This window comes from Paracoccus salipaludis, from assembly GCF_002287065.1.
GTDB classification, from domain to species: domain Bacteria; phylum Pseudomonadota; class Alphaproteobacteria; order Rhodobacterales; family Rhodobacteraceae; genus Paracoccus; species Paracoccus salipaludis.
This window is the reverse complement of record NZ_NSJZ01000013.1, coordinates 29,703-42,178: the sequence shown is the minus strand read 5'-3', so window position 1 is coordinate 42,178 and position 12,476 is coordinate 29,703. Positions and strand designations below refer to the sequence as shown.

9 protein-coding genes and 1 riboswitch are annotated in these 12,476 nt (G+C 70.0%); of the genes, 6 read left to right on the top strand and 3 right to left on the bottom strand.

Annotation, left to right across the window (positions count from 1 at the left end; all coding sequences use genetic code 11):
* Positions 1-62: 62 nt before the first annotated feature.
* Complete coding sequence (locus CK240_RS13255) at positions 63-1,730, bottom strand: L-lactate permease (RefSeq protein WP_095640811.1); 1,668 nt, start codon at positions 1,728-1,730, stop codon at positions 63-65.
* Positions 1,731-2,344: 614 nt separating this feature from the next.
* Between CK240_RS13255 and CK240_RS13250 the strand changes: the two genes are divergently transcribed.
* A complete protein-coding gene (locus tag CK240_RS13250) occupies positions 2,345-3,118 on the top strand; it encodes a FadR/GntR family transcriptional regulator (RefSeq protein ID WP_095640810.1) in 774 nt (257 codons plus the stop codon).
* Positions 3,119-3,748: 630 nt separating this feature from the next.
* On the opposite strand, the gene CK240_RS13245 is transcribed toward CK240_RS13250, so the two are convergent.
* Together CK240_RS13245 and cobO are read right to left on the bottom strand one after the other, a co-directional pair.
* The gene (locus CK240_RS13245) at positions 3,749-5,179 is read right to left on the bottom strand and encodes a cobyric acid synthase (protein WP_095640809.1); all 1,431 of its coding nucleotides are present in this window, start codon (positions 5,177-5,179) and stop codon (positions 3,749-3,751) included.
* A gap of 11 nt (positions 5,180-5,190) precedes the next feature.
* Positions 5,191-5,814 carry a cob(I)yrinic acid a,c-diamide adenosyltransferase gene (cobO, locus tag CK240_RS13240; RefSeq protein WP_095640852.1) on the bottom strand — a complete coding sequence of 208 codons (624 nt, stop codon included), beginning with the start codon at positions 5,812-5,814 and terminating at the stop codon, positions 5,191-5,193.
* A gap of 37 nt (positions 5,815-5,851) precedes the next feature.
* A riboswitch (cobalamin riboswitch) is annotated at positions 5,852-6,062 on the top strand.
* A 122-nt stretch (positions 6,063-6,184) separates the two neighbouring features.
* On the opposite strand from cobO, the gene CK240_RS13235 reads away from it, so the two are divergent.
* From CK240_RS13235 to CK240_RS13215, 5 genes are read left to right on the top strand one after another with little or no spacing between them, the layout of a single operon-like run.
* On the top strand, positions 6,185-6,535 hold the full coding sequence (locus CK240_RS13235; protein ID WP_095640808.1) for a DUF1636 domain-containing protein: 351 nt from the start codon (positions 6,185-6,187) through the stop codon (positions 6,533-6,535).
* Between the two features lies 1 nt (position 6,536).
* Positions 6,537-7,553, top strand: a complete 1,017-nt coding sequence (gene cobW, locus CK240_RS13230; RefSeq protein WP_095640807.1) for a cobalamin biosynthesis protein CobW — start codon at positions 6,537-6,539, stop codon at positions 7,551-7,553.
* Complete coding sequence (cobN, locus tag CK240_RS13225; protein ID WP_095640806.1) at positions 7,553-10,756, top strand: cobaltochelatase subunit CobN; 3,204 nt, start codon at positions 7,553-7,555, stop codon at positions 10,754-10,756. Before cobW ends, cobN begins: the two co-directional genes overlap by 1 nt.
* The gene (locus CK240_RS13220; protein ID WP_095640805.1) at positions 10,753-11,862 is read left to right on the top strand and encodes a cobalamin biosynthesis protein CobG; all 1,110 of its coding nucleotides are present in this window, start codon (positions 10,753-10,755) and stop codon (positions 11,860-11,862) included. The genes cobN and CK240_RS13220 overlap by 4 nt, the downstream gene beginning before the upstream one ends.
* Entirely contained in the window at positions 11,846-12,475 is a 630-nt protein-coding gene (locus CK240_RS13215) for a precorrin-8X methylmutase (protein WP_095640804.1), read from the top strand. The genes CK240_RS13220 and CK240_RS13215 overlap by 17 nt, the downstream gene beginning before the upstream one ends.
* Position 12,476: the final 1 nt, after the last annotated feature.

The following is a 12,476-nucleotide window of genomic DNA, read 5'->3' as shown; positions in this document are numbered from 1 at the left end:
CGACCTTCAGTGGAGGAAAATGGGGTGCGCCGCGCGGAAGGGGCCCGCGCGGCGCAGGGGTGTCAGGGCACCATCAGCGTGAAGGGATAGACATAGGCCTGCAGCATCACGACCAGGCCGACCAGCACCGCCAGCACGATCGAGTGGATGAAGACATAGCGCAGGATGTCGCCTTCATGCCCGTACCACTTGGTCGCGGTCGAGGCGACGACGATGCTTTGCGCGTCGATCATCTTGCCCATGACCCCGCCCGACGAGTTGGCCGCGGCCATCAGCACCGGGTTCAGGCCAAGCTGTTCCGCCGTCACCTTCTGAAGGCCCCCGAACAGCACGTTGGACGCGGTGTCCGAGCCGGTCAGCGCGACGCCCAGCCAGCCCAGAAGGGTGCCGAACAGCGGGTAGATCCAGCCGGTCTGGGCGAACATCAGCCCCAGCGTGGCGTCCGTCCCCGAGTAGCGGGTGACATAGCCGAGCGCGAGCATCGCCGCGATGGTCAGCAGCGAATAGCGGATGACCCAGAAGGTCCGGGCATAGGACCGCAGCAGGGCCAGGGGCGAATAGCCCATCAGCAGCCCGCCGACGATGGCCGACAGCAGGATGCCCGTGCCGGTCGCCGACAGGATGTTGAAGTTGTAGACAGCGGCCTCGACATGGGGCTCGGCCACGACCGGCGGGACCTTCTGCACCATCTCGTGCAGGCCGGGGACCGGGACCTTCAGGACCCAGATGCTGTCCAGGAAGGCCTTGAACTGCGGGATGCCCCAGGCGAAGACGAACAGCGACAGGATCACCCAGGGCAGCCAGGCGCGCAGGACGGCGCCCCTGGTGGCGGGTGCAGCCGCCGCGCCCAGCGACTGCGGGCGCGGGGCGGTGTCAACCGAAGGATCGCCGTCGCGGCTGGTGGCCAGCCACAGGGTCTTGGGTTTCCAGATCTTCAGGAAGCCCGCAAGGCAGAGCATCGAGACAATGGCCGCGACCACGTCCACCAGCCACGGCCCGTGGAAGTTCGACACCAGGTATTGCGGGATGGCGAAGCTGACGCCGCAGACCAGCAGCGCCGGCCAGACCTGCCACATGCCGCGCAGGCCCGCAAAGGCGGCGACGACCCAGAAGGGCACGATGAGCGAGAAGAACGGCAGCTGCCGTCCGATCATCCCCGAGAGTTCCAGCAGGTCGAGGCCCGTCACCGCGGCCAGCGCGATGACCGGCGTGCCCAGCGCGCCATAGGCCACCGGCGCGGTGTTCGCGATCAGCGACAGGCCGGACGCGGCCAGCGGCGCGAAGCCCAGGCCGATCAGCATGGCGCCGGTCACGGCCACGGGCGTGCCGAAGCCGGCCGCGCCCTCGAAGAAGGCGCCGAAGGAAAAGGCGATGAACAGCAGCTGCAGCCGCCGGTCGGGGGTCAGGGCCGCGATGCTGTCGCGCAGGACCGAGAACAGCCCGGCCTCGTCCGTCAGGCGATACAGGAAGATCACGTTGAGAATGATCCAGCCGATCGGAAGCAGCCCGTAGGCCGCGCCGTAGACGGCGGTCGCCCCGGCCATGCCGGCGGGCATCCCGAAGCCGACGATCGCGATCAGCAGCGCCGCCACCAGCCCGAGGGCGGCCGCGATATGCGCCCGGATCTCGAAGATGGCGATGGCGCCGAGCAGGACGATGATGGGGATCGCGGCGACCAGTGCCGACAGCCACATGTTGTTCAACGGGTCATAGACTTGCGACCAGACCATGAAGCGTTCCTTCGGTTGCGGGTTAAGGGAATCTGCCGGCTCGAGAGGTCAGAGGGGGCAGGGACGCGGATTCTTCCGATCGTTCTTGCGACTGGGTTCTTGCCGGGGTTCGCGGCCGGTCCGCCCTGCCGTGACGGGCGGGGGACGGTGCCCCTGTCGTGGACCGAAGCCGGTCCGCCGGCTGGGGTCGGGCTTCGATGCGGGCCACTGGCGCGCGGTCGTGGGCAGGATCACGCGGCCGCCCGGGACCAGCCGGCAGCCCACCCGTCAGTTCGCGCCGCAGCCTTGCGGTGGTGCCAATCAACAAGCCTCCCTGGCCGCATGACCGCCCGGCTCCTCAACCGGATAGGCACGATCATGGGGCTGCCTCCTCGTGGCCCAGCGATGCTGCGCCGAAGAGGTTCATACTCTTTACCACTTTCCTGCGGCAACAGAAAATTTTCTGCGATGCAGCACGGCGGTGGGCGGGAGGTCGACCGTCTGCGTGATAACTAATTGACAAATTTGTGAATTCCGAAGTGCTATCGAGCCGTATCCACTTGAAATCGACCCTTGGCAGGACAATATTGTTGACGTCTTGAGGAAACGGCACTGATGCGGAAGGTTGGCGACCCATGATCGCGGCACAGGTTTTCGAACCCATCGCCCACGAATCGGTGGTCCAGGCCGTGGTGGACAAGATCGAGACGATGATCGTCGAGGGTGTGCTGAAGGGCGGCGCGCGCCTTCCCTCGGAACGAGAGATGGCCGAGGCCTTCCGCGTGTCGCGTCCGAAGCTGCGCGAGGCGTTGCAGATCCTCGAAAGCCGCGACCTCGTGACAGTCCGGCACGGCGACGGGACCTATATTGCCGAGTTGACCGGCCGGGCGATGTCGCCCGCGATGCTGGCGCTATATGCCCGTCACGGCGAGGCCTTCCACGACTTCCTGGAATACCGGCGCGAGCAGGAGGCCTTTGCCACCCGCCTGGCCGCCCAGCGCGCCACGGCCGCCGACCGCGAGCGGCTGGCGGCGATCCGCGCCGAGCTTGAGGCCGCCTGGCAGGCCGATGACCGTGAGGCCGAACAGGAGGCCGACTTCAGGCTGCACAGCGCCATCGTGGACGCCAGCCATAACACGACGCTGATCCACATGATGGCCTCGGTCTTCGACCTGACCCGGCGGGACATCTTCTACAACCGCGACCTGCTGCGCAGCATCGACGGCACTGGCCGCGCGCTTCTGGACCAGCACCTCGAGATCATCGACGCGATCGAGGCGGGCGACCCCGAGCGCAGCGAAAGGGCCGCTAGGGACCATCTGGACTTCGTGGAAAAGTCGATTCACCGCGGCCGCGAACTCCAGCGCCGCGAACGGCGGGCCCGGATGCGCCTCAATTCGGTGGACTGAGCGAAGTGCCGGCGGACCAGCGCCGCGGCATCACCGCACCCGATCCCGGCGCGCCGCAGGGCCAAGTCGAGCTGCCGCGCTCTCCGGTCCTGCTTGCTCCACGGCTCCGCGGCGGTTGCCGCAGACGACAGCAGCGCCGTCTGCAAACATCCTGCGCCGTGCGTCAGATAGCTGGAGCGCGGGAGCGGCGCGGGGTTCGCCTCGTCCGCGCAGAGGAACCATCACCCGACGACACCCCTCCGCTGCGCCAGAGAGGATGCGGCGGTCCGCGCAGTGGCGATGGGCGTGCCGTTCTGGGCGTTGTCGGCTGCTGCGCTTGCCGCGTGAGGCAGGACGGGTGATCGCAGTCAGGGGCAGCGCCCTGCGCAGGATCGCGGAACCAACGTCTTCTGCCGGGGTGACCGGTGACCCGGACGCGGCAGCCGGGGAGATCTCCACCCCCGCATCTACCTCCGCATCCGACTCATCGTCAGCCTACGCCTGATCTCCGAGGGTGTCAGGGCCAAGCACACCGATTAGCCCCTCCATGAAGGCGCGGACGGGGCAGGTGCCCATGTCTCCGGGTCCACACCCCGGCACTCGCCGGTGGTCATGCGCGAGGAAGAGGCCGCGCAGAAGCCGGTCCTCGACTTAGCGCGCCAGTCTCAGCAATTCCTGCACGTCCAGATGTGCCTCGATGTGGGCGGCGAGTTCATCGAGCACTGCTTCGATCTCGGCTGCATAGGAAAACGCACCCGTTGTCGCCCCGAGTTCCTGAATCCAGGCGGTGCGGAAGTCGTCCGACGTGAACAGCCCGTGCAGATAGGTTCCCTCGACCCGGCGGTCGCTCGACCGGGCTCCTTCAGGAAGATCATCGACATGGGCGAAGGGCCGGACACAGTCGGGGCCATCGGTGCGGCCCAGGTGGATCTCATAACCGTCGACCTGCAGGCCGGAAGGGGCGTGGACGGCGGTGACGCGGGTCAGGCGCTTGTCCGTTGCCAGCACGGTTTCAACATCCAGGTAGCCGAGGCCCTCTGTCACCCCCGGCTCGCCTTCGAGGCCCTGCGGATCGGCGATGCTGCGGCCCAGCATCTGGAAGCCGCCGCAGATCCCCAGGATGCGGCCGCCGCGGCGGTGATGGGCCCTGAGGTCGGTGTCCCAGCCCTGCGCCCGCAGGAACGCGAGGTCGGCCCGCGTGGATTTCGAGCCGGGGATGATCACCACCGCCGCGTCCCCCGGGATCGGCTGGCCGGGGCGCACCATGTCAAGCCGGACGCCGGGGTGCATCTTCAACGGGTCGAGGTCGTCGAAATTGGCGATCCGCGACAGGGCGAGGCAGGCGATCCTGACCTCGCCGTCCCCGAAGGGCCGCAGGTCAAGCGCGTCCTCGGCGGGAAGCAGCGCGGCCCTCGCGAACCACGGAAGCACGCCGAAGCCCCGCCACCCGGTCCGTTCGGCGATCATCCGGTAGCCGTCGTCGAACAGCGAGGGATCGCCGCGGAAGCGGTTGACGATGAAGCCCCCGATGCGCGCCGCGTCCTCCGGGTCGAGAACGACCCGGGAGCCGACCAGCTGCGCGATGACGCCCCCGCGGTCGATGTCCCCGATCAGCACCACGGGAACGTCGGCGGCGGCGGCAAAGCCCATGTTGGCGATGTCGCCGGGGCGCAGGTTGATCTCGGCGGGGCTGCCCGCGCCTTCGACGACCACGAGATCCGCCTGTGATTTCAGTCGATTGAAGCTTTCCAGGACCGGCGCCATCAGTTCGGGCTTCAGCCTGGCATAGTCGCGCGCCTTCAGGGTCGCGCGCCGCTTGCCCTGCACGATCACCTGCGCGCCGATGTCGGTTTCGGGCTTCAGAAGGATCGGGTTCATGTCGGTATGCGGCTCGACCCCGCAGGCCAGCGCCTGAAGCGCCTGCGCGCGGCCGATCTCGCCGCCGTCCGCCGTCACGGCGGCGTTGTTCGACATGTTCTGCGGCTTGAACGGGCGCACGGTCAGCCCGCGCCGGACCGCCGCCCGGCAGAGCCCCGCCACCAGCAGCGACTTGCCGACGTTCGAGCCGGTCCCCTGCAGCATCAGTGCGCGCGTCAGAACTCGATCCCCGCCTGTGCCCCGATCCCCTGCCGGAAGGGGTGCTTCACCACGGCCATTTCCGTGACCAGATCGGCGATCCCGATCAGCTCGGGCCTGGCATTGCGGCCCGTCAGCAGGACATGGGTCATCGGGGGCTTCTCGGATTCGAGGAACGCCACCACCTCGCCGATGTCGAGATAGTCATAGCGAAGGGCGATGTTGATCTCGTCCAGCAGGACAAGCCGGTTGCGGTCGTCCCGGATCAGGTCCTTGGCCTTGTCCCAGGCCCGTGCGGCTGCGGCGCGGTCACGCCCGAGGTCCTGCGTTTCCCAGGTGAAGCCTTCGCCCATGGTGTGGAACTCGCAAAGGTCGGGGAAGTGGGCCTGAAGGAAGTCCCGTTCTCCGGTCGCCATGGCGCCCTTGATGAACTGGACCACGCCTACTCGCATCCCGTGCGAGATCGCCCGCATCACCATGCCGAAGGCCGAGGACGACTTGCCCTTGCCCGGCCCCGTCAGGACAAGGATCAGGCCCTTCTCGCCGGTCTTCTCCACCATCATCCGGTCGCGGGCGGCCTTGATCCGCGCCTTCTTCTCGGCATGGCGCGCCGCGTCGTCGGGGTCCGCCCGGTTCGCCATCGCTCCCTTTCCCTTGACAAGCGCGGCCGTCTCGTGGCTTCCCTCGCGCATCGTTGGTTCTCGCACAAAGCGAGCTAAGAGGGAATGCGATAGCTGGTTTCCAGCGAAGCGCAGCCGCCCCCGCGACCGTGACCGGAGAGGTCACCCGGATGCCACTGGGCCGGAAGGCCTGGGAAGGTCGGGTGACCGCAGGGGAGCAATCCCCATGATCCGCAAGCCGGGAGACCTGCCAGCGTGCGGTGCGAGATCTCGCATCCGCGGTGTGTTGCGGTCGGGGTGAACCGTGTGCAAGCCATGATGGGGCTCGCGCCGCCCCCGCATGTCCTGCGCCTGTCCAGTCCTCCGCCTCATTGGCTTGCCGGGAGGGCAGATGGCCAGGAAGAACATGCTGGTGGTCTGCACCACCTGCAGGCGCGCGGGCGCCGATCCGCTGACCCCCAGCGACGGGATGCGCCTGTCCGAGGCGCTGGCCGCGCGTGGCGTTCCCCATGACCGGCAGGAGTGCCTTTCGGCCTGCGGGCGGTCCTGCGTGGTCGTGTTCCGGGGACCGGGCTCGTGGACCTATGTGCAGGGCGACATCGACCCTGACCGGCACCTCGACGACATTGCCGGCATGGCCCGCGCCTATGCGGCAGCGCCGCGCGGGGTCGTTCCGTGGAGCGCGCGCCCCCAGGTGATCCGCAAGCATACCGTCGCCCGCATTCCCCCGTTCGAGGACTGACATGTCGCTGGAAAAAACCCCTGTCACCGTTGTCACCGGCTTCCTCGGCGCGGGCAAGACCACGCTGATCCGCCATCTGCTGCAGAACCCGCAGGGGCGCCGCCTAGCGGTCCTGGTCAACGAATTCGGCGACGTGGGCGTCGATGGCGACCTGATCCGCGCCTGCGCCGACGCGAACTGCCCCGAGGCGAACATCGTCGAACTGACCAACGGCTGCATCTGCTGCACCGTGGCCGACGAGTTCATCCCCTCGATCGAGCGGCTGCTGGCGCTCGACCCCAGGCCAGACCATATCGTGATCGAGACCTCGGGGCTGGCGCTGCCCAAGCCGCTGCTCAAGGCCTTCGACTGGCCGGACCTGCGGTCGCGCATCACCATTGACGGAGTGGTTGCCGTGGCGGATGCCGAGGCCGTCGCGGCGGGCCGCTTCGCCCCCGACCCCGCCCATCCCGGCGACGAGGGCCAGGTGGACCACGAGACGCCGCTGTCCGAGGTGTTCGAGGACCAGATCGCCTGCGCCGACATCGTGCTGCTGTCCAAGGCCGATCTGGCCGGCCCGGACGGGGTGGCCGCGGCCCGCGGGATCATCGCGGCCGAGGCCCCGCGTCCGTTGCCGATGATCCCGCTGACCGAAGGGGTGATCGACCCGCGCGTGGTGCTGGGGATCAACGCCGCGGCCGAGGACGACCTGGCCGCGCGCCCTTCGCACCATGACGGCGAAGACGAGCATGACCACGACGACTTCGACACGGTGGTGATCGACCTGCCCGAGCAGGCTGACCCGCAGACCCTGGCCGCGAAGGTGGCAAGGCTGGCCGAGGCGCAGAAGATCCTGCGGATCAAGGGCCATGCCGCCATCCAAGGAAAGCCGCTGCGGCTTCTCGTTCAGGCCGTGGGCGCGCGCGTGCGCCACCAGTTCGACCGCCCCTGGGGCGACCGGCCCCGGCGCGGCTGTCTCGTGGTGATCGCCGAAAAGGGCGACATCGACGCGGACGCGATCCGGGCCGCGCTGGCCTGATGCACGTCCTGTTCCGCGAAAGCCACGGGCTGGAGGAAACCGCCCAGCCCGAGGATCTGGGGCAGGCGCCCGCGGATCTGGTGGTCCTGTCCTTCTCGGACAGCGACCTCGGCGCCTTCGCGGCAGGCTGGCAGTGGGGCAGGGCCGGGCTGCCTTCGTTGCGGCTGGCCAATCTTTCGCGCCTGCGCCATCCGCTGTCCGTCGATACCTATGTCGAGCGGACCCTTTCGGCGGCCCGGGGCATCCTCGTCCGGCTGATCGGCGGCCGAAGCTACTGGCCCTATGGGCTGGACGAACTGTCCCGCATCGCGCGCGCCAAGGGCATCGCGCTGGCCGTCCTGCCGGCGGACGGCCGTCCCGACCCCGTGCTGGACGCCGCATCGACAGTGCCCCTTCCCGTCCTGCGGCGGCTGTCGGCGCTGTGCGGGACCGGGGGAGACATCGCCTGCGCGGCGGCGCTGGGCGAACTCGCCCGGGCGGCGGGGCTGAAGGCCGGCCCGGTCGATGGGACCACGACGCTGCCGAACCACGGGTTCTGGCATCCGGCCTCGGGTCCGGTCACGGCCATCGGGCAAGATGACCGTCCGCTGATCCTCGTTCCCTTCTACCGCGCATGGGCCGCGGCCTCTGACACCGCGTCCGTCGCGGCGCTGATCGGGGCCTTCGAGGCGGAAGGCTTGCAGGCTGTCGGCCTGTTTCTTCCAAGCCTCAAGGACCCGGCGGCGGCCGACTGGCTGCGGTCCATCCTGCCCTGGCTTGCGCCCGCCGCCATCGTCAACGCGACCGCCTTTTCGGGACGGGGAGAGGACGGCTCTCCGCTCGATGCGGCGGGGGTGCCGGTGTTCCAGGTGGTCCACGCCACCTCGGACCGTGCGGGGTGGGCGGGGTCCGAGCGCGGCCTTTCCGCCGCCGATCTCGCCATGCACGTGGCGTTGCCGGAACTGGACGGACGCATCCATGCGGGGGTCGTCTCCTTCAAGGAGGTGGTGGAAACCGACCCCGCGTTGCAGTTCCGTCTTCAACGCCACAGCCCCGACGCAGGCCGGATCGGCGCGGTCGTGGAAAGGGTGCTGAACTGGTGCCGGTTGCGGGCGCGCCCCCCCTCGACCCGCCGCGTGGCGCTGGTCCTGTCCACCTATCCGGGCAGGGAGTGGCGGCTTGCCCATGCGGTCGGGCTTGACGCCATGGCCTCGGCGGCGGCCATCGCGCGCCAGCTTGGTCAGGACCTCACGTCCGGGGCCGTGCTGCGCGACCTGAAGGCGACCCGGCTTGCCTGGCCGCGGGCCGCCTATGACGCGGCGCTGTCCGGCCTGCCCGACACGCTGCGCCGGGACCTGGAAGCCGCCCATGGCGAGCCGGTCCATGACCCGCAGTTCCGGGCCTTCTGGGCGGGGAACATCCTTCTTGCGCTTCAGCCCGAACGCGGCAGCGTGGCCAGCCGCGAGGCCGATTACCACGACCTGTCGCATGTGCCGGGGCATGACTACGTGGCCTTCCACCTCTGGCTGAGGCATGGGGCCGGGGTCGATGCGATCGTCCATGTGGGGGCGCATGGGACGCTGGAATGGTTGCCCGGCAAGGCCGCGGCGCTGTCGGGCGACTGCTGGCCCGACGCGCTGGCCGGCGGCCTGCCGGTGCTTTATCCCTTCATCGTCAACGACCCCGGCGAGGCGGCGCAGGCCCGCCGCAGGCTGGGCGCGCTGACGCTGGGCCACCTGCCGCCGCCGCTGGTCGCCGCGGGTATGCCCGGGAACCTGCTGCGGCTGGAAAGCCTGCTGGACGAATACTCGATTGCGGACGGGCTGGACCCCGCTCGCCGCCTGCGGCTGATCCCGCTGATACGGACCGAGGCGCGCGAGCAGGGGCTCGAGGCGGACCTCGGGCTCTCGCCTGACGCTTCGGCCGCCGAGGCGGTCACGGCCATCGACCGTTTCGTCTGCGACCTCAAGGAAAGCCGGTTCGGAGACGGCCTGCATGTCTGGGGGGAAGGCACCCCGGACGCAGAGGGCAGGGGACAGGGCGACCCTGCCTCGCTCGCGTCCGAACGCGGGGCGATCGCCGCCGCGCTGGCAGGCCACCGCGTCGAGGCGGGTCCTTCCGGCTCGCCCTATCGCGGACGGCCCGACGTGCTGCCGACGGGGCGCAATCTTTACGGCGTCGATCCGCGCGCGGTGCCCTCGCGCGCGGCATGGGCGCAGGGCGTCCGGCTGGCCGGGGAACTCGTCCGCCGTCATCTGCAGGACCATGGCGGCTATCCGACGGGGCTGGTCGTCAATCTCTGGGGTTCCGCCACCATGCGGACGGCGGGCGAGGATTTCGCCATGGCGCTGCATCTCGCGGGGCTGGAACCGCTGTGGGACCCCGCCTCCGAGCGCGTCACCGGCTTCGGGATCACGCCGCTTGCGCTGATGGACCGGCCCCGGATCGAGGTCACGCTGCGCGTCTCGGGGCTGTTCCGCGACACCTTCCCGGAACTCGTCACCCTGTTCCAGCAGGGCTGTGACGCGCTGGCCGCCCGCGACGAGGCGGACGACATGAACCCCTATGTCGTGGCCGTCCCCGGCCCGCATGTCTTCGCCCCGGCGCCGGGGCGCTTCGGCACGGGGATCGACGATGACATGGCGGCCGAAGCCGCGGGGCTTGCATGGTTGCAGAACTCGGCGTTCGGGGCGGATGGCAGGCCCGACCGCGCGGGGCTCGAGGCGCGGATCAGGGCGGCGGACGGCTTCGTGCTGTCGCAGGACCTGGCGGAAACCGACCTTCTGCTGGCGATGGATCATGCGGCGCACGAGGCGGGCTTCGCCGCCGCCCGCATGGTGCTGGGGCTCGCGCCGGGGACGCTTTACCACCTTGACGCCACCCGCCCCGACACGCCCCGCGCAAGGCTGCTTTCCGAGGAGATCGCCCGCGTCGTCCGCGCCCGCGCCGCCAGCCCCCGCTGGCTGGGGGGCATGATGCGGCACGGGTTTCGCGGCGCCGCCGAGATCGCGGCCACCCTTGAACACATGGCCGCCTTCGCCCGCATGGCCCAGGCGGTGCCCCCGCATCTGTTCGCCCTTTATCACGACGCGACCCTCGGATCGCCCGAGGTGCGCGGTTTCCTTGCGGATGCGAACCCCGAGGCGCTGGCCGCGATGGAAGCGATCTTCGCCGAGTTCGGCCCCGTTCTGCGCCGCAATTCGACCGGGGAGTTCCCGGCATGACCCGCAAGGGCTGGTGCCCCGGGGCCCTGCGTCCGATGCCTGCGGGCGACGGCCTTCTGCTGCGCGTCCGTCCGCACGGATCGCGCCTTGATCCGGCGCAGGTGGTCGGGCTGGCGGAGATCGCCGAGATCTTCGGGAACGGTCAGGTCGATCTCGGCTCGCGGGCGACGCTGCAGTTGCGGGGCGTCGGCAACGAGGCCCTGCCCGAGGTTCAGCGCCGGCTTGCGGCGCTGGGCCTGCTGGACGCCAATCCGCGCCGCGAGGCCCGGCGCAACTTCATGGTGACGCCCTTCTGGCGCGCGGGCGACGGGACGACGGATCTGGTGCGCGGGCTTGAAGAAGCCCTGCGGGACGCGCCCGATCTTCCGCCGAAGTTCGGCTTCGCCATCGACACCGGAAGTCGCGCGGCTCTTCAGGATGCCTCGGCGGACCTGCGCATCGAGCGTGCAGGCGACGGCCTGCTGCTGCGCGCCGACGGGATGGCGTGGGGCGAAAGGGTCACCCCCGGAACGGTGATCCCCCGTCTTGCCGAGGTGCTGGACTGGTTTGCGGCCAGCGGGCATGGCCGGATGGCGCAGGCGATCGGAGAGGGGCTGAAGCCGCCGCTGCTTGAGGACGCCGCACCCGACCGGCAGGGGCTTCGGCAAGACCTGTTGCGGGCGGCGCCGTTCCTGTTCGCGCCCTTCGGGGCGGCGACGGCGGCGGCGCTGCGGGATCTTGCCGGCCACGGTCTGCGCCTGACGCCATGGCGGGCTGTCCTGCCCGAGGGCGATCTGCACAGCGCGTTGTGGCTGACGGACCCCGAGGCCCCGTTGCTGCGCGTCAGCGCCTGCACCGGTGCGCCGGGTTGTTCCTCGGCCAGCGTGGCGACCCGGGCGCTGGCACGGCAGCTGGCGCCCCATGTGCCGGCCGGGCGGCACCTGCATGTCTCGGGCTGCGCCAAGGGCTGCGCCCATCCCGACCCGGCCTCGATCACGCTGACAGGGCGCGAAGGGCGCTTCGACCTGATCCGGAACGGTCGGGCAGGGGACGAGCCCTCGCGGCGCGGACTGACGACCACGGACATTGCCGACATGATGAGAGGCCATCTTGGCGCACAGCTATGAAACGGATGGCGCGGCCATCTACCGCGCATCCTTTGCCACCATCCGCGCCGAGGCCGACCTCGCCCGCTTCACCCCCGAGGAGGAGGTCGTCGCCGTCCGCATGATCCACGCCGCGGGGATGGTGGAGCTTGCATCCGCGATCCGCTTCTCGCCCGGCTTCGCGGCGCGGGCCCGCAAGGCGCTGCAGGACGGCGCGCCGATCCTGTGCGACGCCCGGATGGTGTCCGAGGGGATCACCCGCGCCCGGCTGCCCGCCGGCAACGAGGTCGTCTGCACCCTGCATGACCCCCGCGTGCCCGCCCTTGCGGAAGGGATGGGCAACACCCGCTCGGCGGCGGCGATCGAGTTGTGGCGGCCGCATCTGGCGGGCGCGGTGGTGGCCATCGGCAATGCGCCGACAGCGCTGTTCCACCTGCTCAACCGCCTGGCCGAGCAGGATTTCCCCCGGCCTGCGGCCATCATCGGCTGCCCCGTGGGCTTCATCGGCGCGGCGGAATCCAAGGCCGCGCTGATGAAGGACGACCCGGTCCCCTGGTGCGTGGTCGAGGGCCGCCCGGGCGGCTCGGCGATGACGGTGGCCGCGGTCAACGCGCTCGCCTCGGCGCGGGAGTAGG